We start from the raw sequence: 24,383 nt of genomic DNA, 5'->3' as shown, positions 1-24,383 counted from the left end.
CGCCCCGCTGCGTTGTCGAATCGCCCGAATACGCCCGGTATGAGGACGACCCTCCGCCGTGCGATGCAGCGCATCTGACGCCGCACGCCGGCCCACCGGCCGCTGCGGGACAGCCCGTAGTATGAAACCGAGTGCGGATCAGCGGAGAGGAACGGGCGATGCGCCGGCTGGGGGAACTCGAAGCGGAGATCATGGACCGCTTCTGGAGATGGAACCGCCCCGCCACCGTGCGCGAGGTCGTCGACGACATCAACCTGCACCGGGACGCCGCCTACACCACCGTGACCACGGTAACGACGATCCTCTTCCACAAGGGCCATCTCACACGGGCCAGGAACGGCCGGATCTGGCTGTACAAGGCCGCCGCATCCCGTGAGGCGTACTCGGCCGCGCTCATGGAGGACGGCCTCGAAGCCAGCGAGGACCGGCCCGCCGCTCTCATGCGGTTCGTGGAGAACCTCGACGAGGACGAGATCGCGGCGCTCCGGAAGGCCCTGCGGGACGTCGGACGACGGGCGAAGCAGTGAACGCGGCCCCCGCGCTTCTGGGGTACGCGGCCGTCGTGGGCGTCGCCGCCCCACGCCTGATGGTGCGCGGCGCCTGGCCCCACCGGGTACCGGCTCTCGGAGCAGCCGTGTGGTTCGCCCTCATGGTGTCGTTCACGCTCGCGACCGTGCTCGCGGTCTCCGAACTCGCCGCTCCGACCGGGCATCTGCACGCCGGCCTCGTGGGGCTGCTGCACGCCTGCGGCCTCGGCACGGGAGCCACGGCCGGCGGGCCGGCCCTGGCGATGCCCCTCTCCGTCGTCACCGCGGTCGTCGGCGCCTTCCTCTTCCACCTCGCGCGGGCAGGGCTGGCACGCGCTCGGCACCGTGACCGGCTCGACAAGGTGGGGGTGCGCTCCGACCGCCTGCGGGCCACCGTCCTGGCGCACGGCACCCCCGCGGCGTACTGCCTGCCGGGTCTCCGCTCCCGCATCGTGGTCAGCGACGCGGCCGTGCGGCTGCTCACGGAGGAACAGCTCGACGCCGTCCTCGCGCACGAGCGGGCGCACATCGCCGGCCGCCACCATCTGGTGATCGCCGCAGCGGAGGCGTTCGCCACCGTCTTCCCCTGGCTGCCGCTCGCACGCCGCACGCGGGAGGAGACGGCTGTGCTGCTGGAGATGATCGCGGACGACCGCACGCTGCGGAGCCACTCGCACGAGGCCCTGGCGACCGCGATGTACGCGATGGCAGCGGCCGGGACCCCGAAGGGCGCGTTCGGCGCCGGTGGCGCGACGGCCCTCCTCCGCATCCGGCGCATCCTCGGCCCACGCCGTGCCCCCCACCCGGCACTCCGCGGTTCGGTGGCCTCGATCGCCCTGGCCGTCCCACTGCTTCCCTTGCTGGTCGCCTGCCCTCCCGGTGTCTGACGCGTCCGGCCACGGCAGCCGCCCGCCGTCGTGCCGGGCGGCCTCCTGCCCCGGCGGCACGCCCCGGACCGGGCAGGCTGGATCGTCCTCGCGACGCGGTCACGGCCCCGGAGCGCCGAGCAGGCGCCGCGCCCTCCCCCTGGCCCCCGCCGTCGCGTCCGCCGCTGCCCGGAGCACTGCTCCCCGTCCCGCCTCGAAGCACCGTCCCGCCGACGGCCGCGCCCCGGATCCGCTCCTGCCGTGCGCTGTTCGCCGCCGCCTGTCAGCACGCGAGGGGCAGCGGGCGGCCGCCGGGTGGCCGTCGTCCACCGGCAGGCCGCTGCCGGATCCGCGGAGCGGCTTCGAGGGATGACGAGGCCACCGGCCGATCCACCCTTCAGGCCGCGCCGTGGGCGGGCGTGGCGGTGGCCGACCTCCGGGCCCGCCGCATCGAGACGGCGGTGAGTGCCGTCAGCGCGACCATGACCGCGACGGAGATCAGGAACGCCGGCGAGGCCGGCGACGCGGCAGAGGCCCCGGCGACCACGTAGGCGGCTGTGCCGGGCAGCACGCCCAGCGCTGTGGCGGCGGCGAAGGAGCGCAGCCGCACTCCGGAGAAGGCTGCGGCGAAGTTGACCGCGGGGAAGGGAACACCGGGGATGACCCGCAGCAGGAACACGCTGCGGAAGCCCTGCTCGGTGAGCAGCCGGTCCAGTGCAGCCGCCGCCTTCCCCTTCAGGAAAGGCCGCAGCGCCTCACGACCGAGCCCCCGTCCCAGCCCGAAGGCCAGGACTCCGCCGAGCGTCGTCCCCGCCACGGCGAGCAGCAGCCCCTCGGGACCGCCGAAAAGGACTCCGGCCGCGATGTTGAGCACGGGCTTCGGGAAGAACGCCAGGGTGGCCAACGCGAACACGATCACGAAGGCGAGTCCTCCCCAGAGCGGCGGAACATCCGAGGCGAGCTGCTGCGACAGCAGGCGTCGGGGGCTCCACAGAAGAAGGGAACCGGCCGCCGCCGCGAGGATCGCGACGAGCAGACCGAGCCGAACGAAGGGTGTCACGCGCACGCGTCGAGTGTACGGGGACGTCCTCCGCCGGAGCCGGGACGACGGCGGGCGCCCCCGAGCGGCGAAGCCGACAGGCACCGGTTCGGGCCCGTCGGCGGTGACGCGGTCGCCGCGGGACGTCTTCCGCTCGGGAACGGCCGTGATCTGCCTCCGGGTGGGGCAAGGGAACGACCGCATTCGACAACGGCCGTCAGGACAAGGCCCTGTTCGGGGCGGCCCGGCTCGGCGACCCCTCGGCGCCGGTGAACCGCGACCGGGTTCCGGACGGCGCCGGAGCCCGCGGGCTCCTCCTCAGCGGTTCGGGCCCCGCAGCTGGCCGAGCCGCTGTGCGAGGGTCCTCAGCGGCGAGGCGTCCGGCTTCGCCGCCGCCGAGGTGCGGGTCCGGGGCGCGCCGTCGCCACCGGTGGCCTCGGCGACCGCGGCAAGCGCCGACTCGGCCGCCTCCCGGTACAGGTCGCAGGAGGCCGTCATGGCTTCGAGTGCCTTGGCGTACCGGGTGACCATGGCGCGGGCGTGGACCAGTTCCTCGTCCACGGTGAGCAGGTGCCAGCCCCCGCGCAGCCGGGCCAGGGCCTGCTCGGCGCCCTCCGGCAGCGGGCGCGGGCGTGAGGCGAACTCCACGATCCTGGCCACCAGCTCGACGGGTTCGGTGCCGTCGAGGAAGACGTTGCGGACCGTGAACGCCTCCGCGTCATGGTCCGGGGCCGAGGGCTGGGGAGGCAGGACGACGGCGCCGCCGCGGGGCACTCCCACACCCAGCTCCCGCTTCGTCACGAAGTCGACGACGAGCGCCTGCTCCGGCCTGGCGCGGTGCTCGACCACGCAGTGCCGCAGCCCCGGGGGCAGGAAGTCCGTGATCGGCTGCCGGCCGGGCGTTCCGGGTGTCATGGCCTCGTGCACCACGACATGGACGAACCAGCTCTGCCGGGTGCAGTCACGCAGTCGGCGCCGCAGCTCGGATTCGTCCTGGGGCAGGTGGTTCGTCGTGCGCAGACGCAGACCCGGCACCGTGTCGTGGTCCCAGGGGACCCGGTCGCTGTCGGGCCAGAAGACGGTGGCGGGCGACGGCCAGCCCGCTTCCCAGGCCCGCTCCGCCTCGGCCGCGAGCACCCAGACGGCGCCCCCGGTCTGCGCCGCGCGGGGCTCGGGCTCGTAGGTGGTCAGCTGCGCCCGGACCGTGACACCGTCGGCCACGCGCCAGCGCGCCTCGAAGACGCGCCGGGCGGACGGTCCCGGGTCCGCGGACCCGTCCCGGGGGAACAGGTCCGTGGAACGGGCCGCCTCCGCGGGGTCGAGGTCCAGGAAGTCGTCGACGACCCCGGCCGCCTTGAGCGCGATCAGGTTGCGTCGGACGTCCAGCTCGGCCTCGGGGCCGAGGTACTGCCCCCGCCCGAGCCAGACGGTGTCGGGGGCGGCAGCCGGTGGAGTGCTCTTCTTGGCCATGGAACCGTTCGGTGGGTGGTCGGGGCGCGACCAGTATGATCCACGGCCCGGACGGCGGAGTCCACCGAGCCGCACGAACTCGGACGGGGGCGCCCCGGGGCGGAGCCGGCCGTGGGGGGTGATACGTGAGGCCCCGGGCCGGGAGGCCGGGTCCGGCCCGTCGCGAGAGGCGCCTTCCTCCGGTGTCCGGCCTGGCCGCAGCGGTCGCGGCGCATGCGCGCGCCGCCGGGCCGGGGCCTGGCGGGGCGGGGTGGGCGGCCTGCCGCGCAGGGGACGGAGGGGGTGGACGCCGTGGGGTCCGTCGCCTGCTTCGGCTGCGATACGCCCGGGAGGGTGATGCGCGGCCCGGGTGGTGCGGGGCCCCGGGTGATGCGGGGCCGTCCCTTCCGGCGGCGGTGGGGGTCCGCGCCGGAGGGGACGGCCCCGGAGGTCAGAAGCGCAGGGTCCAGGAGTCCAGGTGTCCCTGGTCGCGGTTGGCGTGGTCGTGGATGCGGAGGGTCCAGGTGCCGTCGGCGGCGACGCCCGCGCCGTTCAGGGTGAAGGTCTGGCGGATGTCGTCGGCGCTGCCGCCGGAGCGGTTCCACAGCCGCCATTCCCGGCCGCCGGGGGCGATCACGTCGATCGTCAGATCGCCGACCCAGGTGTGCAGGACCACGAGGTCCACCTCGAAGCTCGCCGCCGCGCCGACGCCGCGGACCGCGATGGTCGAGGTGGCGGTGGACCGGTCCCGGATCGGGACGTCGGTGTGGTTGCCGAACTCCCCGCCGCCGGGCGGGTCGCCGGCGGTGGTGACGGTGGCGGTGGCGCGGGGCGAGGCGTTGCCGGCGGCGTCGTAGGCGGTGACCCCGAGGACGTAGGTGGTCCCGGCCGACAGGCCCGTGTAGGTGTGGCCGGTGCCCGTGACGGCCGGGTTCACCACGGTGCCGTCCAGGTCCGCCGCGTAGCGGTGCACTCCGGTGTCGTCGGTCGAGGCCGTCCACGCCAGGGTGACGGTGGTCTCGGTGATGCCGTCGGCGGTGAGGGCGGACGGGGCGGTGGGCGGGGTGGTGTCGCCGGGGCCGCCGCCGCGGGTCCGGAAGGGCCCGGTGACCTCGTAGGTGATGCCGCCGGAGGAGGAGCCGCTGGTGCCGCGCTGGGAGGAGAAGTAGAAGCGGTCGCCGGCCGGGGTGAACCAGGGGCCGGTGATCTCGGAGGAGCCGTGTCCCTCGATGCGCAGGAAGGGGGTGACGACCTCGTCCGGGGTGATGAGGTTGATCTCCATGTCGGCGCCGTCCTCGGCGATGAAGAGGTCCCCGGAGAGCGCGGAGCCGGTGATGTTGTCCACGTTGGTGAGGGGGGCCGGGCCGTTGTTCACCAGGTCGTCGTCGTAGGCGAGTTCGTAGGTGTCGTCCGCGGCGTTGAAGCGCCAGACCCGGTTGTCGCCCTTCGTGGTGAACCAGCAGTGGCCGTCGGCGTAGTAGGCGCCTTCTCCGCCGACGAAGCGCTTGGCACCGCCGACCTGGCTGCGGGTGGGGGTCTGGCCCGGGGAGGGGGTGGGGTTCGGCACGGTCTGCCAGGTGGCGGAGCCGCTGGTGCCGCCCCCGGCGACCAGGACCTGAAGGGTGCCGCCCTGGGAGAGGTTGCCCCAGGCGTGGGGGACGAAGCGGTAGAAGCAGCCGTCGCGCTCGTCCTCGGTGAGGTAGACGACCTGCCGGTCGGGGTCGCAGGCGGCGGCTTCGTGGGTGAAGCGGCCCATCGCGTCCCGGCGGGCGGGCGGGGCGACGCCGTACGGGTCGGTCTCGAAGACGTAGCCGTGCTCCACCTCCTCGCAGGAGAGCCAGGTGTGCCACGGAGTGGGGCCGCCGGCGCAGTTGCGGCTGGTGCCGGTCAGGATCGCGTAGGCGCCGGTGACGTCCCCGTTCGCGTCGAAGCGCAGCGCGCCGACGCCCCCGTTGCCGCCCGGGAGTTCGGCGTTGGAGACGTAGATCCATCCCTGCCCGTCAGGGAAGCAGGCACCGCCGTCCGGGGCCCCGTGCCAGACGAAGCCGGTGCCGGGGACGATCCGGCCCGAGCGCGCCACCACCCGGCTGGTGAACCCGTTCGGCAGCCGGATGCCGTTGGCGTCGGCGGCCCGCAGGGCGCCGTACGGGCCGGGGCCGTTCTGGGCCGGTGCGGCCAGCGCGGCGCCCTGCCACAGGGTCCCGGCGAAGGCGAGGCCGCCACCGCCGGCGACGGCGGCGCGCAGGATGGCGCGGCGGTCGATTCCTGGACTTTCCTGTACCACTGCTGGCTCCTTGGTCGTGGGGCGCCCGGCCGGGTGGCCGGGCGGCGGAGCGGTGCGCCGCGGTGGCGGACGGGCAGGCCACCTCGGCGGGACACGGGCGCCGGTGCGGCGGGGGCGCGGCGTCGGTGCGGCGGCGCGCGGCCGTCTTGAGCATGGTTCCGCGGCGGAGGGGAGAGCGTGGTGCGCCGCTCCGGTGCGTGGCCGGGGCGGGTGCCGGTGCGTGGCCGGTGCGGGTGCCGACGGGGACGTCGCACCGGCGGCGGGCGTGCACGCACCGCGCCGGTGTCGAGGCGTCCGGTCGTGCGGAGACGCCTGGTGGCGGGGAGCGGTGTCCCGGTGCGCCGGACCGGGACGCCCTGCGCATCGGGACCGGCCGCGGTGGACCACGGCCTGCCGGAGACCGGTGCGCCGACGCCGGGTGGGACGAGCCCCCGCCGTCGCGGGGGGGGTTCCTCACGTCACCGGTGCGCCTGTGGGGGTGGGGGCGCGCAGGTGAGGTGCGGGTACACGACGACGTACGGGTGGGGTCGGTGCGTCGCCGGCGGCGTGCCGCCACCGAAAGATTCTTATAGGCATAGGATTTTGACAAGAGGTCTGGACCAAGTCGTACGACCGCCGTCGACGGACACCCCCTGCGACATGGCACGATGACGGACAGTCAGCCGGGCGCGCGGGACATGCCGGCCCGGGACGGGGCCGAGGCGCCGCCCCGGGCGGGCGCACCGGGCCTCGGCGGGGCGCCGAGGCCGCATCGTGATCCGCGCGAGATCCCGCCGGGCTGGTCCTGCGGGCCCGCCGGTGCGACAGTGGCGGCACTCTCCACCGATACGAGGTGCGCCGTGTCCGGCCTGGCCTTCGCCGTCCCGTGGCTGGTTCCCGTCGCCACGCTCTGGACGATCCTGCCGCTCGTCTGCCCGGGGCGCCGGCGGGTCGGCATCGTCGTCGCCCTCTCCCATCTCGTCGTGACGTCGGCGGTCGCACGCCCCTGGACCGAGGACTGGTACTGGAGCGACGGATGGTGGCTGGTCCTCGTGCTCGGGCAGGGCGTCCTCGTCGCGCTGGGGCGGCTGGTCTTCGAGATCAGCCCGTTGGGCGCCCGGCGGCGCCGCACGACGCACCGGCACCCGGACGGTGAACCGGCGGTGCCCCGCCCCCGTCCCTGAGGAAGGACCCGCCGCGAGGGTCGTGCAGACGGGCGGCCGCGACCGGGGCGAGTCCACCGGGACGAGTCCACCGGGGCGAGTCCACCGGGGCGAGAAGTGTGCGCAGGGCCCGGTGGCCCGCCGGCTCGAGGTGCCCGCCGGTCGGGGCCACGCGGGCGGGCACCCGGCACCGGGCCGCGGAACGGGCTCCGCCCGGCGCGCCGCCCCGGGTCGCCCGCCCCCGCGTCAGCGGCGGGCCGCGGCCCGCGCGTACCCGACGCCGTGGCCGGGCATCGTGAACGCCGCGACGGTGGGCGGCGTGGACGCGGGCAGGTCCGGTACGGGGCCGTTCAGCTCCGGGCGCAGGGCGCCTTCCGGGAGACCCTCAGCTCGGGCAGGAGCGCCTCGCGTCGGCGTTGCTCCATACCGGACCGCAGCCGGCAGACCTCCGCCAGCCGCGCCCCGAGGTCCAGGTTCCACAGCTGCACCGTGCCGTCGGTGCTGCTGCTGGCGACCGTGCGGCCGTCGGGCGCGAAGGCGACGCCCCACACCGCGTTGGTGTGCCCCGTCAGCGTGGCCCACGGCCGCTGCCGGGGCACGTCCCACAGGCGGACCGTGCGGTCGTTGCCGCTGCTGGCGAGGGTGCGGCCGTCCGGGGAGAACGCGATGCCGCGCGCGGAGCCGGTGTGGCCGGTCAGGGCCGCCTCGAAGCGGTGTGCGCGGGTGTCCCACAGGCGGACCGTGCCGTCGTTGCCGCTGGTGGCGAGGGTGCGGCCGCCCGGGCTGAAGGCGACGCCCCGTACCGCGCCGGTATGCCCCCGGAGCGTGGCCGGGCCGCGGCGCCCGGAGGGGTCCCAGAGCCGCACGGTCAGATCGTCGCTCACGCTCGCCAGGGTGCGGCCGTCGGGGCTGAAGGCCACGTCGTTGACGTAGTCCTTGTGGCCGGTCAGCGTCGTCAGACGGGTGCGCGCGGCCACGTCCCACAGGCGGACCGTGCGGTCGGAGCCCGCCGAGGCGAGGGTCCGGCCGTCGGGCGAGAAGGCCACGGAGAAGACCTCCCCCGTGTGGCCCGTCAGCGTCGTCGGATGCCCGCGCCCGGCCACGTCCCACAGCCGGACCGTGCCGTCGGAGCCCGCCGAGGCGAGAGTCCGGCCGTCGGGCGAGAAGGCCACGGAGAAGACCGTCTCGCTGTGGCCGTCCAGCTTGCGCACCACGGTGCGCTCCGCCACGTCCCAGAGCCGCACGGTGTGATCGGTGTCCGCGGTGGCCAGCAGCTTCCCGTCGGGGCTGTACTCGACCTGCCAGACCTCCGTGAACGGACGGGCCGTCAGCACCGGGCCGCCCAGGTTCCACAGGACCACGGACTGGTCGAAACCCGCCGTGGCCAGGAGGGCCCCGTCGGAGGTCACGGCCACTCCCAGGACGTAGTCGGTGTGCCCGGCGAGCGTCGCGGTCTGGCGGCCGCTGCGCACGTCCCACAGCCGGGTCGTGCCGTCGCCGACCGCGCCGACGACCGTGGCGCCGTCGGGCATGTACGTGACGGCGTTGATGTCGTCGCTGCTCCCGGTGAACGTCGCGGTCTGCCGGCCGGTCCGCGGGTCCCACAGCCGTACGGTCCGGTCGACACCGGCGGACGCCACCTCGCGCCCCCCGGGGGCGAAGGCCGCACCCAGCACCGCGTCGGTGTGCCCCTCCAGGACGCCCAGCGGCCGGGCCCGGTCGGTGTCCCAGAGCCGCAGGGTCCCGTCGGCTCCGGCCGAGACCAGGGTCCGGCCGTCGGGGGCGTACGCCAGGGCGTTGACGGCGCCCTCGTGCCCGGGGAGCGAGGCGGTGAGCCGGGGGCCTCGCCCGAGGTCCCACAGCTGTACGGTCCCGTCGGCCGTCGCGACGGCGAGCGCACGCCCGCGCGGGTCGAAGGACACGGCCCGGGCGCCCTTCGTCCGGGAGGAGAGCAGGGCCGTCCGGCGCTCGTCGGCGGCGTCCCAGAGACTCACGGGTCCGTCCGTCGACGTCGCCGCGAGGGTACGGCCGCCGGGGCCGAAGGCGACCGAGCGCACCCGTCCGGGGACGGTGAAGATGGCGAGCGTCCGGTGGCCGCCGGCCGCGCTGCGCAGGGTCACCGTGCCGTCCGAACTGGCCGTCGCCAGCGACTGCCCGTCCGGTGCGAAGGCCACGGCGTTCACCGGTCCGCGGTGGCCCGTGAGCCGGGCGGAGAAGGGCTGGGCCTGGGTGCTGAGCAGCGCCCCGCGCGCCTCGGCGGTGGCACCGGCGCGGTAGGCCTCCTCGGCGAGCAGCATCGACGCCTCCGGCCGTCCCCCGGCGAGGGACGCCGACCGCACGGCCAGCGCCTGGGAGCGGGCGATGCGCTCCTGGGCCAGGGCGCTCTCGCGCTGGGTGTAGGCGAGGGCGCCGGCGGTCAGGGCGAGGCCCAGCAGGACGGCGAGCGTGGCGAGCATGCCCTGGCGCAGCCGGACCTGGCGCCTGGCCTGGGCCCTGCGCCCGTCCTCCTCGGCCTGTCCGGCCCGCAGGAACTCCTCCTCGCCCGGGCCGAGTCGGCTCCAGCCGTCCAGTTCGTCGGCCCAGGCGCAGGCGGTGTCCAGACGGGTGCCCCGGTAGAGGGCGGACGGGTCGCGGTCCTCGCGCTCCCATTCGGCGGTGGCGTAGGCGAGTTGCTGGTGGAGCAGGAGCCCGGCGCGGTCGGCGTGGATCCAGTCGCGCAGTCGGGGCCAGGCGTGCAGCAGGGCCTCGTGGGTGATCTCGACCGTGTCGCTGTCCAGGGTGACGAGCCGGGCCCGGACGAAGGCGTCGAGCGCTGCGGCGGCCCCGTCCGCGTCGGCGAACTGCTCCATCAGGGCGGCCCGGCCCATCCGGCGGCGGGTCGCCCCGGTGCCGTCGGCGACATGGACGAGCCGGGAGAGGATGCGGCGGATCGTCCTCTGCTCGGCCGGGTGCAGCCGGGCGAAGACGCTTTCGGCGGAGCGCGCGATCGCGCCCCGGATGCCGCTGGCCCGCTCGTAGCCGGCGACGGTCAGCCGGGACTCCTCGCGTCGCTGCCAGGTGGAGAGCAGGGCGTGGGAGACGAGGGGCAGAACGCCGGCGGGCGTGTCGGCGCCGCTGCCGGGAGCCGCCGTGCCGGGCTCGTCACGGAGACCGGCGTCGCGGAGCACGAGGGGGACGAGCCCCGGGTCGAGGGTGATTCCGGCGCGTTCGGCCGGACGGGTGATCGACTCCACCAACTCGGCCACGGACATCGGGGACAGGACGAAGAGCCCGTCGGTCAGGACCGTGGTCAGCTCGGGATGGTCCAGGCAGTTGCCGGTGAAGTCGGCCCGCATGCCGAGGACCACCACCGCGGGGTCGTACGCGGGCTCCGTCGGCCGCGCGGTCGCGAGCGCGCAGAGCACGCGGACGAGGGAGCGCCGCTCCTCCTCGTCGGTGCAGACGGTGAACAGCTCCTCGAACTGGTCCACGATCAGGACGGGTCGGGGCGGCGGGGGCCGCCGTTCCCCGGGCGGCGCGGGCGGCGCGTCGTCCACCGCGGCGCGTACGGCGCCGAGCAGCGCCTCGGGGCGTTCCCGCACCTCTGCCACGGTGACGCCCAGGTCCCCGCCCAGGGCCTTCGCGGCGCGCTCCAGCAGCTCGTCCAGCGGTCGCGAGGTCGGCGTGAGGGTCACCACCGGCCAGCGGTCGGCGCCGGGCATGGGGAGGTCCCCGCGCCGGAGCGCGGTGACGAGACCGGCGTTGAGCAGGGACGACTTGCCCGCGCCGGAGGGTGCGACCAGCATCAGCGGTCCGCACCCGACCCGTTGGAAGACTCGCTCGACGAGTGCGGCCGTCGCACGCTCCCGCCCGAAGAACCACTCCGCGTCCTGCGCGGTGAACGGGGACAGACCGCGGTAGGGGCACGCGTCGTCGGGATGCGGTGCGGCGTCCTCCGCTGCCCGAGGGGGCTCGCCGTCCCCCGGCGCCGGTTCCACCAGCCGCAGCAGGGCGCCTCGGGCGTTCAGCACCTGGTCGCACAGGCGGGCGACATCGGGCGTGGCGCGCTTGGCGCCGGTCTCGATCTTGCTGAGGTAGCCCTTGCTGTAGTGCGTCCTGCGGGCCAGGTCGGCGAGGGAGAGCCCGCGTTCCTGCCGTGTTCTCCTCAGTTGTGCGGGGAAGGAAGGCCGACGGGGAGGGGGCGGCGGACTCCCGTCCCGGTCGTCGGTGCGGTCTGCTGCATCTCCGGGCTGCGGGTCCCCCATGACGTCCCCCAAGGCGGTACGGGCCGCGAGACGGCGGAGTTCCAGGCTACTGCGGGGGTTGTCGGGGCGGCCAAGCCGTTCACTCGTAGGGGCGAAAAACGACGAACGCCCGGAACCGCGCGTCGGCGGTCCGGGCGTTCCCTGCGGTGTCGGCTCAGCGGTGGTCGCGGCCGCCGCTCGTGCGCCGGGCGTGGTCCCGGTGCCCGGTGCGTCCCGGGTCGGGACGGCAGGTCCCTTCCTCCGGGCGCGGGACGGCCGGGGCGGCCCGGGCCGCCCGCGCCGGGCGATGGGTTCAGGTCAGGAAGTGACCGTTGCAGTCGCCGCCGTTCACCCACTTGTGGGAGGTGATGGTGTCGTTCGCGCCGACACCGTTGCTCAGCCGGTTGTCGGTCAGGTTGTCCGCGTACAGCTCGCCCGGTGCGAGACAGGAGTAGCCGCCGCCGTGGTTGATGTGCTCGTAGAACTTGACGTGGTCCAGGCTGCCGACGTAGCCGCGGTTCATGACGGACGTGGCCTTGTCGTTGCCGGCCCCCCACCAACTGCTGTTGCCCGCCGTGCTGATCAGCAGGGTGCCCGTGCAGTCCAGGTCCTGCCAGGCGTACATGTGGCCGTTGCGGGGGCCCCACTTGCTGTTGCAGACGGGGCCGGCGGCAACGCTCCCGGCGGCCTGCGCGGTGGTGGCGGGGACGGTGACGCCCAGGGCGGTGAGCCCGGCGAGCGCTGCCGCGGCGGTGAACATGCGCATGGTGATTCCCTCGTTTCGTCGGTGGTGCATGAGTGGTGGTGGTGCGCCGGGCGGTGGCCCCGCTCCCACCGGTGGGCGATGCACGCCCGGGGCGCGAGCCGGTCAGTCGCGCTCCGGGACGATGCGCACCGCCCGGTCGTAGGCCTGCCGAGCGAGGTCGCGGTGGGTGTCGACGTCCGGCCCGAACCGGTCGCGCAGGCGGTCTTCGTAGTACGTCTCCCGGGCCGAGGCCACGGCCCGCAGGGACGTCTCGCGGGCGCAGAGCGCGTCCGCCACGGCGGTCCTCCGCTCGGCGGTGAACGCCTCGTCCGCGCGGGCCGCGCCCAGCCGGACGGTGTGGGTCCTGACGGCCTCCCGGGCCGCCGGGGGGTCCCCGTAGGGGTGTCCGGCCCGCTTCATGCACCGGGACCACGCCCGGATCGCCGAGGTGAGCCGGGAGTCCGCCATCAGCTCCCCGCCGTAGAGGGCGCGCAGGCCGGAGACCACCTTGCCGGTGCGGAACCATTCCTCCGGGTCGCCGTAGAGCGTGCGCTCGGCCTCCTCGGTGCAGCCGCCGAGGCGCTTGCGGATCTCGCCGCCTCCGGGCAGGGGTGCCGCGAGCATGCGGGCGTCGTCACCGCCGTCGAGCGCGGTGTCGAAGGCGGCGCGACGGGGTGCGGAAAGGCTCTGCCGGTAGGTGCCGATGGGGTTGCGCTCGCGGACGCGGGCGTGTTTGGCGGCGATCCGGCCGCCGTAGCCGTGGGCACGGGCCCACGCCACGTCGTCCTGGACGTAGCGCACCGGCCGGCTCTCGCGCAGGGTCAGGGTGCGGTCCTCCCAGTAGTCGAAGCCGTGGCGGTTCATGCACTGCTTCGTCAGACGCTGCCGGGCGTCCGCGATGCGCACCTCCTGCCGCCAGGTCAGCTGCTGCTGCCGGACCTGGCGGTCGGCCGCGGCGGCAGGGCCGGGACCGTGCGCACCGGTGCCGTCGGTGCAGCCGCTCGCGGTGGCCGCCACGGCCACGGCGAGCGCGCACAGCGGCAGGAGTCTGCGTTTCATGGGTCCCCCCGTTCGGGCTCGCGGCTGCGTCGTGCCGTGGGCTGATGCATCCAGCGTTGCCCGGTTGCCCTCCGAGGTGGACGGGTTTCCCGTTGCCTCCCGGGCGCGTGGCCGGGAAACCGCGTCCGGCCTGGGGAGACGCAGGACGGGAGGCAACGCGCGCGGGGGGTGGGGGCGAAGGGGCGGGCCGGTCGGCAGGGCGGCGGGGGCGTCTGTGCGGCGGGGCGGGCAGAGGGAGGCGGGGGGCCGCGGGGGACGCCGCGCGCGGTGCGGTCGGGGGGAGGGTGGCGCGGAAGCCCAGCACGGGCGTGGGTGCGGCACCGCCGGTGGGTCCGGGCGTGAGCCGGACCCCGAGGGCCCGACCACAAGCGCCGGCCCCCGAGGGCCGGAAGGGGAAACGGCCGGGCACCCTGTGCGGCTGCTCCGAGCCCCGCGGCGGCGCCGGGAGCGGCATGGTCCGCGCGTCGTCCTCGCCGCCGCTCCCCCGGCGAGCCCCTCCCCCGCGGCCGGGGCCGGGTGGGCGGGAGGCGGCGGACGCGCCGCCTCCCGCCGGCCACCGCGGGGGGCTCGCGCGGGCGGGAGGTCCGGGTCCGCCGCCGCGGGCGGGCCCGGACCCCGGGGCGCGTGGGGGACCGAAGGGGTCAGACGCGGTCGGCCGCGATCAGGACGTACTGGAAGGAGCCGTCCCGGTACGACTCGATGAACGCCTCCTCGATACCCGTGACCAGCGAGGACGTGGCGCGGAGCTCCCAGTAGGGCAGCGTGTCCGGGGTCAGGTCGACGACGGCCTGCGGGACGAGGCGGTTGTCGGCCATGGCCCGCAGGTACTCCCGGCGGGAGTGGATGTTGCACTCGAAGTGGGCGTTGATCTGTGAGACCCACTTCGAGGGCTGGCCGTAGCGCGGGTTCCAGCAGCCGGTGACCGTCACGTACCGTCCGCCGGGCCTGAGCAGGCGCGCGTGCTCGGCGAAGAGGTCGTCCAGGTCGACGTACATGGTGGACTCGTTGTTCCACGACGCCGCGATGCTGCCCTTGTCGAAGGGGGTGTCGAGCATGTTGCAGACCCGGGCGCGTACCTGGTCCTCGATGCCGAGCTCCTTCGCCCGGCGGTTGCCGAAGTCGGCCTGTGCGGAGGAGAGGGTGACGCCCTCGACCCGGCAGCCGAAGCGCTGGTGGGCCATGACGCTCGTGCCGCCGCGGCCGCAGCCGGCGTCGACGAGTGTGTCGGCGGGGGTGACGGGGCCGAGGTGGTCCAGGAGGGTCTCGGCCTGCGCCGACTCCAGCCGGTGCAGCTCGGCGATCAGTCGCTGCTCGTACCCCGGGGCCTGGGGGTCGCCGAGCGCGGCGTGGTCGACGGCGCCGATGCCGTAGTGGTGGTGGTACAGCCCGTCCACGTCTCCGAGGCGCAGGTTCACCGGCCGGGCCTCGTTGTTCCAGTAGCGGGCGATGTCTCCCTGGTAGGGGGTGGCCGGGCCCGGGATGAACACGGAAGGGGCGTCGGCGGAGGTCAGCTCGGTAGTCACTGAGGAATCCATTTCTCACCAGAAGTCGGGCAGGCTGTATCGGTAGGTGTTGGTCTGGTGCCAGTAGTGGTTGCCGTCGACCCAGGCGGCCACGCCCTTGAGGAAGCGCAGCACGGTGGGGACGGGGCAGGCGGCTGCCAGCTCCGCCGCGGAGGCTTCGAAGGCGTGCATGAGGTCGTTGTGGACCTCGACGGCCTTCAGGTAGGCGTCGCGCTCGGAGAGCTTCTCCCGTTCGGCGAGCACGACCGGCAGGTTGAGGTGCCGACCGGGGGCGGCGAGCTCCTTGGTGTAGGAGTACAGGTCGTTGACGAGGGTGGTCGCATTGCCGGCGAGCGCGATGACCCGCTGCATGTCGGGGCGTGCGTGCAGGTCCGCCGGGAGTTCGTAGCCCCCGACGGAGTCGGTGATGGTCGGGCAGGGGCGGAAGTTGTTGAACTGGCGCATCGCCAGGTACTCCCACACCTGCGGGGTGTGGCCGGTCTCGGCCCAGGCCGCCTCGGCGAGGTAGCCCAGGTGGAGGCGGGCCATGTCGTGCCGGTAGCGGTCCGCCTGGGAGGGGGTGGAGGAGCGCACGAAGTGGTCCATGGCGCTGCGGTACGCCCGCCGGGGCGCGTCCGAGGCCAGTGACTCCGTCCACGCCGGGGCGTACTCGGCGGTGGTGTGCAGGGGGTCGAGGGCGGTGTGCGCGAGGAGCAGGCGTCCGCCGAGACCGACGGGCGAGCCGCCGTGGTCCTCGCAGTAGCAGTCGTCGACCGCGTTCTCCGCGATCATGAGCCGGGTGGCGAGCATCAGGTGGTCGACCGTCGGCGCGTCGGGGTGGCAGGCCACCATGTAGCGCCCGACGGAGAAGCCGTCGAACTGGCCCTCCCACTCCTCGGGGAACAGCTGGACCTCGTCCACCGCCCAGTCCTTGACCCGGCGGCTGACCTCGGCCACCCGGGCGGGGTCGGGATCGGGGACGGAGTGGAAGTAGAGGCCGGGGATCGGCCGTCCCGCGGCCTCCGCTCCTGCGGCTCCTGCCGCGCCCGGTGCGAGGGAGGCCGGTGCGGGGGAGGCCGGTGCCCCCGCGCTCCGGGCGAGGGAGAGAGCGGCCGTCCCCAGGCCGCTGGGTCCGCGCAGGATCCGTTCGAGCGCGGCCCCCGCAGGAGCGGCGACCGCTGCCGGGGCGGCGACCGGCGCCGGGGCGGTCGCGGCGGCCGCGTCCTCCGGCGCGGCCGGGGGCGCCGCTGCCGCCGCGGACACCAGCGGCTGCCCCCCTGTCGGAAGGGCGTACGGCGCCGGAGGAGCCGTCGCAGGCGCCTCGGCGGGGAGCGCCCCGCCCGGTGCGCCTCCGGAGGGGGCGGGGCTCCCTGCCGGGGAGCGGGAGCCGAGGCGGGCCGCCGCCGCGGGCACGCTCGACTGCGGTGGGGAGAGGTCAGGATCGGGCATCCGTAGCTCCTTGTGCGGGTGGGGGTGGCCGGAGCCGGAGGCGAACGCGCCCCGTCGGGTGGACCCGGGCTGCCGGAGCCGTCCGGCGCTTCCTCCGGGGTGAGTCGTCGACGTGCCGCCCGTCCCCGCGGTGGGACCGGACGGGGCGAGGCGTGCGTGCCGGGCGCGGGGGCGGCGGGGGGTGACCCGGCGCCGGGCCCTGGGGCTGCCCCGTCATCCCCGGAGGACCGGCGCGCGGCCCCGGACGCGGTGCGTCGCACCGCGCCGGGCCGCCTTGGCGCCGGGTGCGCACGGGCGACGCGAGGACGCCGGGGAACACGCCGCGGCCGTCGTCGTGCGCCCGCCGGGGACGACGGGGCGGCTCTCAGTCGCGCCTGCGGGCGATCTGCACGTTCTCCATCACGCCGAGCGCGTCGGGCACGAGGACGGCGGCCGAGTAGTACGTGGTGACCAGGTACGACATGATCGCCTGCTCGCTGATGCCCATGAAGCGGACGGAGAGGCCGGGTTCGTACTCCTCGGGCAGGCCGGTCTGGCGCAGTCCGATGACGCCCTGGTTCTCCTCGCCGGTGCGCATGGCGATGATGGAGCTGGTCTGCTCCCTGGTGATCGGGATCTTGTTGCAGGGCAGGATCGGGACACCGCGCCAGGCCGGGACCTGCTGGCCGCCGAGGTCGACGTGGTCCGGGTACAGACCGCGGGCGTTGAACTCGCGCCCGATCGCGGCGATCGTCCGCGGGTGGGCGAGGAAGAGCTTCGTGCCGCGGCGCCGGCAGAGCAGCTCGTCCATGTCGTCCGGGGTGGGCGGGCCGGAGTGGGTCTGGATCCGCTGCTTGAAGTCGGCGTTGTGCAGCAGCCCGAACTCGCGGTTGTTGACCAGTTCGTGCTCCTGGCGCTCGCGCAGCGCCTCGATGGTGAGCCGGAGCTGCTCCTCCGTCTGGTTCATCGGCCCGTTGTAGAGGTCGGCGACCCGGGTGTGGATCCTCAGGACGGTCTGGGCGACGGAGAGTTCGTACTCGCGCGGGTTGACCTCGTAGTCCACGAAGGCACCGGGGAGCACGGCCTCGCCGACATGGCCGGCCGACATGGCGATCTCGGCCTCGCCGTGCCGGTTCTGACGCTGGTTCGGCAGTGAGCTGAAGGCCTCGATGTGGGCCTGGAGGGCGGGCGAGGAGGCCTGGACGGCGGCGAAGTCCGCGCGGGAGAGGGTGAGGAGGGTGCCGGAGGTCTCCGCCTTCGCGGTGTAGTCCCAGGTGGCGTCGGCGTCGAGGAGGGCGTTCTCGCCGAAGCGGTCGCCGTCGGCGAGGACCGCGATCCTGATGCCGTCGCCGTACGGGCCCTCGGAGGACTGGCTGACGCGGCCGTGGGCGATCAGGTGGATCTCCCCTGCGGGGGCACCGCGTTCGGCGAGCACCTCGCCTGCGGTGAAGTCGCGCTGCGTGCAGCGGTCGGCGAGGGCGGCGAGGGCGGCATCGTCCTCGAAGCCCCGCAGCAGGGCGAGTTCGCCGAGCTCGCGGGGGATGACGCGGACCCGGGCGCCGTCCTGGACGAACTCGACGCGCCCGTCGCCGACGGTGTAGCTGAGCCTGCGGTTGACCCGGTACGTGCCGCCCTTGGTCTCCACCCAGGGGAGCATGCGCAGCAGCCAGCGGGAGGTGATCTCCTGCATCTGCGGCGCGGACTTGGTCGTACTGGCGAGCTTGCGGGCGGCTGCGGTGCCGAGGGACTGCTGCGGGGGCGCCGCCTGGGCGGGAGGCTGGGCTTCCGGGCTGGTTTCGACGGTCATCGGGGCGAGCTCTCCTTCGGGGGTGTGCGGACGGCACGGGACGGCCGGCCTGCCAAAGAGGAGGAAAGGAGGAAGGTGCCTGGACCTCGCGTCCAGATCCGGGGGAACAGTAACGGCCCGTCAGTCGGGCAGGTCCAGAGATTCCGAGGGCATTACCTCAATATGATGATCATGTTCGAGGTCTCGGTCGCGTGGCCGCCCGCGAGGTGATAAGGCGACGGAGGACGGCGGCCGACCGGAAGGGGACGCGGCGGCGCGCGGCCGTCTCCGCCACCGCCACCGGCACCGCCACCGGCACCGGAAGGGGCGAAGCCCGCCGGGCGGGCGATGCCCCCGCAGACGTCCGGGGCGGCGCGGCCCGGGTGCGGGGCGGGCGCGCCGTGAGACGGGGCGCGGCGCGTCGACCGGTGCGGCGGCCCGGGGCCCGGCTCCCGCAGCCGCCGGGGTTCCCGCGTCCGCCCGGGGCCCGGCGGGACGCGGAGGCACGGAGGCGCGGAGGCGCGGAGGCGCGGAGGCGCGGCTGCCGCTTCCGGTCCGTCCGCACCCTTGGAACCCGGGGCCGCTGACACCAGACTCTCCCTCATGACAGCCACCATCGAAGAGCGCTGGGAGCCCACCCACGGCGCCCCCTACCGGCCGGTCCCCTACCGCCCGGAGCGTATGGAGCCCGCGGAGTCCCTGACCCGCTCGGCGGAGCTGCGCGACCGGATGCGGCAGCGGCGCACGGTACGCCGGTTCTCGTCCGACCCCGTGCCGGACCAGGTCGTACGGGACGCGATCGCCTGCGCGGCCACGGCGCCCTCCGGCGCCCACCAGCAGCCCTGGACCTTCGTCCTGGTCAGGGACCCGCGGATCCGCAGTCGCATCCGGGAGGAGGCCGAGCGCGAGGAGCGGACCTCCTACGACGGCAGACTCGGCGAGGAGTGGCTCGCCGCCCTGCGCCCGCTGGGCACGGACGCGGTGAAGACGCATCTCACGGACGCCCCGGCGCTGATCGTGGTCTTCCAGCAGCGGTACTGGCTGGGCGAGGACGGCGAGAAGCGGAAGCACTACTACGTGGACGAGTCCGTGGGCATAGCGGTCGGCATGCTGCTGTCCGCCCTGCACCTGTCGGGCCTCGCCGCGCTGGTCCACACGCCGAGCCCGATGCGCTTCCTCTCCCAGGCGCTGGAGCGACCGGAGAACGAGAAGGCCTTCGCGGTGATCCCGGTGGGCTACCCGGCGGAGGACTGCCAGGTGCCGGACCTGCGGCGGAAGGCGCTGGACCAGGTGATGGTGGAGATCTGACGGAGGGCTGCGGCCTCGGCGCAGGCTGCCGGAGGGCCGGGCCCGATGTGCCGGGCCGCCGCGCGCGCCGGTGCCCGGGGACCGCTCAGCGGCCGGGCCGGGCCGCCGCGGCGGTCCGCCGGGGGCGGGTTCCGGCCGGTCGGCGTACGTCGAGCCGTTCCGCGATCGCACGGGCGGCTTCGCGGGCGGGGCGTCCGACGCCGACGAGGGTGGCGGAGGCGGGGCCGGTCCAGTCGCCGTAGCCGAGGAGGTGGAGCCGCGGTTCGGCCAGCGCCTGCGTACCGGCGGTGGCGATCCGGCCACGGGGTCCGCGCAGGCCGAGCGGGGCGAGAGGGGAGAGCGCGGGGCGGAAGCCGGTGCACCAGACGATCGCGTCCGCCTCGGCCCGGGTTCCGTCGGCCCACTCGGCACCGGTGGCGGTGAGGCGGGCGAACATCGGCCGGGCTTGGAGAAGTCCGCGGTCGCGGGCTTCGCGGACGGGCGGTACGGCGACGATGTCGCCGAGGGAGGCGACGCCGCCGGTGTCCGCACGCCCTTCGTCGAGGGCGCGGCGCCGGGCGGTCGCCGCGTCGAAGAGGGCGCGGCCGTCGATCTCGTCGGCGAGGAAGCGGGGCGGGCGCCGGGTGACCCAGGTGAGGTCGGTGCCGTACGCGAGGTCGGCGGCGATCTGGGCGCCGGAGTTCCCGCCGCCGACGACGATCACGCGCCGTCCGGCGAGGTCGGCGGGGCGGCGGTGGCCGACGGTGTGGAGCTGGGTGCCCCGGAACCGCGCCCGTCCGGGGACGGCGGGCACGAAGGGGCGCCGCCAGGTGCCGGTGGCGCTGATGACGGTGCGGGCGTGCCAGGTCCCGCTCGTGCTCTCCAGGCGCAGGACGTCGCCGTGGCGGTGGACCGCCTCGACCCGGACGGGGCGGACGACGGGCAGGTCGTAGCGCTGCTCGTAGTCGGCCAGGTAGTCGACGACATGGGCGGCGTCGGGGTAGGCCGCCCCGGGCTGCGGCGGCATGATCCGGCCCGGCAGGGAGGAGTGGGCGGCCGGGGAGAAGAGGCGGAGGGAGTCCCAGGTGTGCTGCCAGGCCCCGCCGGGGGCGGCCTGGGCGTCCAGAACGACGAAGTCCAGGCCGAGGCGGCGCAGGTGGTAGCCCGCCGCGAGTCCGGCCTGGCCGCCGCCGATGACGACCACGTCGAGGTGCCTTCCCATGGCTCCCGTGATCCCTTCCTCCGGGGCCGCCCCGCCCGGGAGGGGCGGGGCGGCCGGTGCCGTGCGAGGGCCTACGTCCCCTGGGGGGTGGTGGGCGCCGGGGCGGGGAACTTCTTCCGCCAGGCCAGCGAGACGTACACCAGTGCCACGAGGACGGGGACCTCGATCAGCGGGCCGACGACGCCGGAGAGTGCCTGGCCGGAGGTGACGCCGAAGGTGGCGATGGCGACCGCGATGGCGAGTTCGAAGTTGTTGCCCGCCGCGGTGAAGGCCAGCGTGGCCGTGCGGTCGTAGGTCAGGCCGATGGCCTTGCCGAGCAGGAACGTGCCGAACCACATGACCGCGAAGTACACGAGCAGCGGGAGCGCGATCCGGGCCACGTCCAGGGGCTGGGAGGTGATGGTCTTCCCCTGCAGGGCGAAGAGGATGACGATCGTGAACAGCAGGCCGTACAGCGCCCACGGCCCGATCCTCGGCAGGAACGCCGTCTCGTACGACTCGCGGCCCATCCTCTTCTCACCGATGCGGCGGGTCAGGAAGCCGGCCAGGAGCGGGACGCCGAGGAAGATGACGACGTTGAGCGCGATCTGCCACATCGAGATGTCCAGCGCCTCGCCCGCGCCCAGCCCCAGCCAGCCCGGGAGGAGGTCGAGGTAGAACCAGCCCAGCAGGCCGAAGGCGATGACCTGGAAGACGGAGTTGAGGGCGACGAGGACGGCGGCGGCCTCGCGGTCGCCGCAGGCCAGGTCGTTCCAGATGATGACCATGGCGATGCAGCGGGCCAGGCCGACGATGATCAGGCCGGTGCGGTACTCGGGCAGGTCCGGCAGGAAGATCCAGGCGAGCGCGAACATGATCGCCGGGCCGAGGACCCAGTTGACGACCAGCGAGGAGATCATCAGCTTGCGGTCGCCGGTGACCGCGTCGAGCCTGTCGTAGCGCACCTTGGCCAGCACCGGGTACATCATGATCAGCAGGCCGGCGGCGATGGGCAGGGAGATGCCGCCGATCTCGACCTCGGCGAGCGCGTCGTTCAGCCCGGGGACGAGGCGGCCCAGACCCAGACCGAGGCCCATGGCCAGGAGGATCCAGGCGGCGAGGAAGCGGTCGAGCGTCGAGAGTCTCGCGACGACCGAGGTCTCCCCGGTCGGGGCGGGCGCTTGGGTGGGGGTCACGGGCAGGCCCTCTTGTTCTCGGCTGCGGTACGGGCGGACGCGGCCAGCTCGGCGAACTGGCCTGCGAGGGAGGCGATGACGTCGGGGCGGAGCTTGTAGTAGGTGAAGCGCCCGCAGGGCTCAGTCTCCACCACGCCCGCCTCGCGCAGGACCCTCAGGTGGTTGGAGAGGTTGGTCTGCCGGGCCCCGGTCTCCTCCACCAGATGGGTGGTGCACAGCGTCTCGCGGGCGAGCAGGGTCACGATGCGCAGGCGCAGGGGGTCGCCCAGCACCCGCATCAACTCAGTGTCGACTGACGTCAGCATGGACTGATACTGTCACATCAGTGGTGGATGACACCACCAGGTGCTGGTTTCCGTGGCGCCTGATGCCGCCGCGAGTGGAGAGAGACCCGCCGTGCCCCAGAAGCCCTCCGTCCTGTTCGTCTGCGTCCACAACGCGGGCCGCTCCCAGATGGCCGCCGCGTGGCTGTCCCACCTGGCCGGGGACCGCGTCGAGGTCCGCTCCGCCGGCTCCGCCCCCGCCGACCGGGTCAACCCGGCCGCGGTCGAGGCGATGCACGAGGTCGGCATCGACATCACCGCCGAGACGCCCAAGATCCTCACGGTCGACGCCGTCAAGGCGTCCGATGTCTGCATCACCATGGGCTGCGGCGACACCTGCCCGGTCTTCCCCGGCAAGCGCTACCTCGACTGGGTCCTGGAGGACCCGGCGGGCCAGGGCGTCGAGGCCGTCCGCCCGATCCGCGACGCGATCAGGAAGCTCGTCGAGGACCTGATCGAGGAGATCGCCCCGGAGGCCACGGCCTGAGCGGTGCGCGGAACGCCGCCGCCCCCGGCGCCGGTCCGGAGCGGGCGGCCGCGGGGCACGGCACCGGGCCGCCGCCCCCGCCGGCACGGCCCCGGCGGGGCGCGCCCGAGGCGGACCGGCGGCACCGGGCGCCGTCGGGGCCGCCGGGGCCGCCGGGGCCGTCGGTGCGCCCGTCGCCCGCCGCCGTCCCGGGGAGTGCCGCCACGCACCCCCTCGCCGCAGGCCGGGCAGAGGCGTTCCCCCGGGACGTCCCGGGACGTCCCACCGCTCTGGTGGGAGGCGGAGCGCGCAGGCAGCGTTGCCGTCCGGCAGCGAGCGAGGACCGCTCGCTGCGGTCACCGGCCGGGGCGCCGCGCCGGTGCGCCCGTCCGCGGCCCGCCCCTCGGGCAGGCTCGCGAAACCGCGAAGGAGTGTCTGTGAACCGCATGATCGGCAAGGCAGTTGCCACCCTGGGAGGCACCGCGCTGGCGGCAGGAGTGCTGCTGGGCACGGCCGCACCGGCGAACGCGGCCTGGTCCGACTGCCCGAAGGGCTACCTGTGCGCCTACCTGGGCACGAACGGCACCGGCGGAAGCCCGGGCAAGGTGGCCGGCGACAACACCAACACCACCCAGTACACCAAGTTCCGGTACGCGGACTCCGCGTGGAACAACGGCAACAGCTGCAACGTGCGCGTCTTCAGCGAGCGCAACTACACCGGTTCCTACTGGACGATCAACCGGGGTGCGGCGCTCTACGACCTCAACGACTACGGCCAGCTGAAGAACGGCATCCACTCCAACAAGTGGTGCGTCTGACGCCCGAGCGGCTCCGGCCGGCCGTTCTCACCGGCCTGGCCCTGTCCCTGCTGGTGGTCGGCTGCGCCGGCGGCGCGGCCGACCACCAGCGGGACGACTCCGGGGTCCGGCCCTGGTCGGGAGCCGCTCGGTTCACGGCGGACGAGCAGGCCCGCCTCCACGAGGCGGTCCAGCGGGAAGTGGCCGCGTGCATGCGCACCCGCCGGTTGGAGTACCTGCCGCAACCGGCCGCCGACACCCGGAGGGAAGCCTCGGCCAGCCCCTACGGGCTGCTGACCGGGGCGAGGGCGCGCAGCGACGGGTACGGCATCGTCGGCGAGATCCTCTCGGGCGGGACCGGGCCGCCCCCCGACGCCAACGCCGGGCTGCTGGCGTCGATGGGCGCGGACCAGGCGGACCGGTGGCGCGGAGCCCTTCTCGGCCGCCCGGAGACGATGCGGCAGATCACCGTTCCCGACGCTCCCGCCGTCCGGTACGACCCGGACTCCTGTGCCGCACGGGGGCGCGCGGAGGTGTACGGCCGGGGCTGGGAGGAGGCCCTGCTGGGTGCCGAGGCCGCCACGAACCGGGTGGTCGACTCCGTCCGGAAGGACGCGGGTTACCGCAGGGCGGTGGCCGAGTGGTCCGACTGCATGGCCGGCCGGGGGTACGACTACCCCGATCTGCAGGCGCCCAGGGCCGCGCTGGCACGTCGTGCCGAGCGGGCGGAGACGGCCTCGGAACTGACCGCACTGGGACGGACCGAGATCGAGACCGCGTCCCGGGACTGGGCGTGCGAGCGGGAGGTCCGCCTGCACGACGCCGCCGAGCAGGCCCAGCGGCGCGCCGAGCAGGCCGAGTTGCAGCGGGATCCCGGGCTGGCCGGCCGGTTGGAGCGGTTCCGGGGCATGAAGCAGCGGGCGGTGGCCGCCACCGCCGGTGCCCGCACGGCGGGATAGGCCCCGCTCCGGGCAGGGCGGTCGTCGCCCCGGCGGGCGGGGCGGCGGGGAGGGGACGAGCACGGTCGTGTCCTCGGCGGCCCCGGGCCCGGGGCGGTTCCCGC

General features: G+C 74.9%; 18 protein-coding genes and 2 pseudogenes. 7 read left to right on the top strand and 13 right to left on the bottom strand.

Going from position 1 to position 24,383, the window contains the following annotated elements; translation table 11 throughout:
* Window positions 1–158 precede the first annotated feature (158 nt).
* Together ACGF15_RS14465 and ACGF15_RS14460 are read left to right on the top strand one after the other, a co-directional pair.
* Entirely contained in the window at window positions 159–527 is a 369-nt protein-coding gene (locus tag ACGF15_RS14465) for a BlaI/MecI/CopY family transcriptional regulator (RefSeq protein ID WP_362609593.1), read from the top strand.
* Entirely contained in the window at window positions 524–1,414 is an 891-nt protein-coding gene (locus ACGF15_RS14460; protein ID WP_345614994.1) for a M56 family metallopeptidase, read from the top strand. Before ACGF15_RS14465 ends, ACGF15_RS14460 begins: the two co-directional genes overlap by 4 nt.
* A gap of 376 nt (window positions 1,415–1,790) precedes the next feature.
* Here ACGF15_RS14460 and ACGF15_RS14455 read toward each other — a convergent pair whose 3' ends face one another.
* From ACGF15_RS14455 to ACGF15_RS14440, 4 genes and pseudogenes are all read right to left on the bottom strand, one after another.
* Entirely contained in the window at window positions 1,791–2,459 is a 669-nt protein-coding gene (locus ACGF15_RS14455; RefSeq protein WP_392798981.1) for a TVP38/TMEM64 family protein, read from the bottom strand.
* A 291-nt stretch (window positions 2,460–2,750) separates the two neighbouring features.
* Window positions 2,751–3,902, bottom strand: coding sequence for a hypothetical protein (locus ACGF15_RS14450; protein ID WP_392798978.1), 1,152 nt, complete (start codon window positions 3,900–3,902; stop codon window positions 2,751–2,753).
* A 430-nt stretch (window positions 3,903–4,332) separates the two neighbouring features.
* Window positions 4,333–4,923: pseudogene (locus ACGF15_RS14445) on the bottom strand (proprotein convertase P-domain-containing protein); the annotation flags it as partial.
* A gap of 48 nt (window positions 4,924–4,971) precedes the next feature.
* Window positions 4,972–6,144 (bottom strand): annotated as a pseudogene (locus tag ACGF15_RS14440) (alkaline phosphatase PhoX); the annotation flags it as partial.
* A gap of 860 nt (window positions 6,145–7,004) precedes the next feature.
* On the opposite strand from ACGF15_RS14440, the gene ACGF15_RS14435 reads away from it, so the two are divergent.
* Window positions 7,005–7,328: a hypothetical protein gene (locus ACGF15_RS14435; RefSeq protein ID WP_362609575.1), complete on the top strand. Its 324-nt coding sequence runs from the start codon at window positions 7,005–7,007 to the stop codon at window positions 7,326–7,328.
* A 329-nt stretch (window positions 7,329–7,657) separates the two neighbouring features.
* On the opposite strand, the gene ACGF15_RS14430 is transcribed toward ACGF15_RS14435, so the two are convergent.
* The 6 genes from ACGF15_RS14430 to ACGF15_RS14405 form a co-directional block, all read right to left on the bottom strand.
* Window positions 7,658–11,551, bottom strand: a complete 3,894-nt coding sequence (locus ACGF15_RS14430) for a helix-turn-helix domain-containing protein (protein WP_392798975.1) — start codon at window positions 11,549–11,551, stop codon at window positions 7,658–7,660.
* Window positions 11,552–11,843: 292 nt separating this feature from the next.
* Window positions 11,844–12,296, bottom strand: coding sequence for a peptidase inhibitor family I36 protein (locus ACGF15_RS14425; protein WP_345614999.1), 453 nt, complete (start codon window positions 12,294–12,296; stop codon window positions 11,844–11,846).
* Between the two features lie 102 nt (window positions 12,297–12,398).
* Window positions 12,399–13,334: a hypothetical protein gene (locus tag ACGF15_RS14420; RefSeq protein WP_392798972.1), complete on the bottom strand. Its 936-nt coding sequence runs from the start codon at window positions 13,332–13,334 to the stop codon at window positions 12,399–12,401.
* 641 nt (window positions 13,335–13,975) lie between these two features.
* Window positions 13,976–14,869, bottom strand: a complete 894-nt coding sequence (locus ACGF15_RS14415; RefSeq protein WP_345615001.1) for a geranyl diphosphate 2-C-methyltransferase — start codon at window positions 14,867–14,869, stop codon at window positions 13,976–13,978.
* A gap of 3 nt (window positions 14,870–14,872) precedes the next feature.
* Window positions 14,873–16,285 (bottom strand): family 2 encapsulin nanocompartment cargo protein terpene cyclase, encoded by a 1,413-nt coding sequence (locus ACGF15_RS14410; protein ID WP_392798969.1) that lies wholly within the window; start codon window positions 16,283–16,285, stop codon window positions 14,873–14,875.
* 364 nt (window positions 16,286–16,649) lie between these two features.
* Entirely contained in the window at window positions 16,650–18,071 is a 1,422-nt protein-coding gene (locus ACGF15_RS14405) for a family 2B encapsulin nanocompartment shell protein (protein ID WP_392798966.1), read from the bottom strand.
* Between the two features lie 582 nt (window positions 18,072–18,653).
* Between ACGF15_RS14405 and ACGF15_RS14400 the strand changes: the two genes are divergently transcribed.
* A complete protein-coding gene (locus ACGF15_RS14400; RefSeq protein WP_392798963.1) occupies window positions 18,654–19,358 on the top strand; it encodes a nitroreductase family protein in 705 nt (234 codons plus the stop codon).
* An 85-nt stretch (window positions 19,359–19,443) separates the two neighbouring features.
* Here the strand turns inward: ACGF15_RS14400 and ACGF15_RS14395 are convergent, their stop codons facing one another.
* From ACGF15_RS14395 to ACGF15_RS14385, 3 genes are all read right to left on the bottom strand, one after another.
* Window positions 19,444–20,559: an ArsO family NAD(P)H-dependent flavin-containing monooxygenase gene (locus ACGF15_RS14395; RefSeq protein ID WP_392798960.1), complete on the bottom strand. Its 1,116-nt coding sequence runs from the start codon at window positions 20,557–20,559 to the stop codon at window positions 19,444–19,446.
* A 71-nt stretch (window positions 20,560–20,630) separates the two neighbouring features.
* Window positions 20,631–21,734: an ACR3 family arsenite efflux transporter gene (arsB, locus tag ACGF15_RS14390; protein WP_392798957.1), complete on the bottom strand. Its 1,104-nt coding sequence runs from the start codon at window positions 21,732–21,734 to the stop codon at window positions 20,631–20,633.
* A complete protein-coding gene (locus ACGF15_RS14385) occupies window positions 21,731–22,039 on the bottom strand; it encodes a metalloregulator ArsR/SmtB family transcription factor (protein WP_345615007.1) in 309 nt (102 codons plus the stop codon). Before ACGF15_RS14385 ends, arsB begins: the two co-directional genes overlap by 4 nt.
* Window positions 22,040–22,130: 91 nt before the next feature.
* On the opposite strand from ACGF15_RS14385, the gene ACGF15_RS14380 reads away from it, so the two are divergent.
* From ACGF15_RS14380 to ACGF15_RS14370, 3 genes are all read left to right on the top strand, one after another.
* On the top strand, window positions 22,131–22,544 hold the full coding sequence (locus ACGF15_RS14380; RefSeq protein ID WP_345615008.1) for an arsenate reductase ArsC: 414 nt from the start codon (window positions 22,131–22,133) through the stop codon (window positions 22,542–22,544).
* Window positions 22,545–22,969: 425 nt separating this feature from the next.
* Complete coding sequence (locus ACGF15_RS14375) at window positions 22,970–23,341, top strand: peptidase inhibitor family I36 protein (protein ID WP_345615071.1); 372 nt, start codon at window positions 22,970–22,972, stop codon at window positions 23,339–23,341.
* Entirely contained in the window at window positions 23,329–24,279 is a 951-nt protein-coding gene (locus ACGF15_RS14370; RefSeq protein WP_392798954.1) for a hypothetical protein, read from the top strand. Before ACGF15_RS14375 ends, ACGF15_RS14370 begins: the two co-directional genes overlap by 13 nt.
* The last annotated feature ends 104 nt before the right edge of the window (window positions 24,280–24,383 follow it).

It is taken from the genome of Streptomyces sp. NPDC048001 (assembly GCF_043203115.1).
Lineage (GTDB): Bacteria > Actinomycetota > Actinomycetes > Streptomycetales > Streptomycetaceae > Streptomyces > Streptomyces sanyensis.
This window is presented reverse-complemented; position numbering and strand designations above follow the sequence as displayed.

What these genes read in the sequence shown, in the direction of transcription:
- ACGF15_RS14415 (WP_345615001.1), bottom strand. Translation starts at nt 14,869, where the DNA reads ATGGATTCCTCAGTGACTACCGAGCTGACCTCCGCCGACGCCCCTTCC.
- ACGF15_RS14420 (WP_392798972.1), bottom strand. Translation starts at nt 13,334, where the DNA reads ATGAAACGCAGACTCCTGCCGCTGTGCGCGCTCGCCGTGGCCGTGGCG.
- ACGF15_RS14405 (WP_392798966.1), bottom strand. Translation starts at nt 18,071, where the DNA reads ATGACCGTCGAAACCAGCCCGGAAGCCCAGCCTCCCGCCCAGGCGGCG.
- ACGF15_RS14430 (WP_392798975.1), bottom strand. Translation starts at nt 11,551, where the DNA reads ATGGGGGACCCGCAGCCCGGAGATGCAGCAGACCGCACCGACGACCGG.
- ACGF15_RS14450 (WP_392798978.1), bottom strand. Translation starts at nt 3,902, where the DNA reads ATGGCCAAGAAGAGCACTCCACCGGCTGCCGCCCCCGACACCGTCTGG.
- ACGF15_RS14385 (WP_345615007.1), bottom strand. Translation starts at nt 22,039, where the DNA reads ATGCTGACGTCAGTCGACACTGAGTTGATGCGGGTGCTGGGCGACCCC.
- ACGF15_RS14465 (WP_362609593.1), top strand. Translation starts at nt 159, where the DNA reads ATGCGCCGGCTGGGGGAACTCGAAGCGGAGATCATGGACCGCTTCTGG.
- ACGF15_RS14400 (WP_392798963.1), top strand. Translation starts at nt 18,654, where the DNA reads ATGACAGCCACCATCGAAGAGCGCTGGGAGCCCACCCACGGCGCCCCC.
- ACGF15_RS14395 (WP_392798960.1), bottom strand. Translation starts at nt 20,559, where the DNA reads ATGGGAAGGCACCTCGACGTGGTCGTCATCGGCGGCGGCCAGGCCGGA.
- ACGF15_RS14375 (WP_345615071.1), top strand. Translation starts at nt 22,970, where the DNA reads ATGATCGGCAAGGCAGTTGCCACCCTGGGAGGCACCGCGCTGGCGGCA.
- ACGF15_RS14410 (WP_392798969.1), bottom strand. Translation starts at nt 16,285, where the DNA reads ATGCCCGATCCTGACCTCTCCCCACCGCAGTCGAGCGTGCCCGCGGCG.
- ACGF15_RS14425 (WP_345614999.1), bottom strand. Translation starts at nt 12,296, where the DNA reads ATGCGCATGTTCACCGCCGCGGCAGCGCTCGCCGGGCTCACCGCCCTG.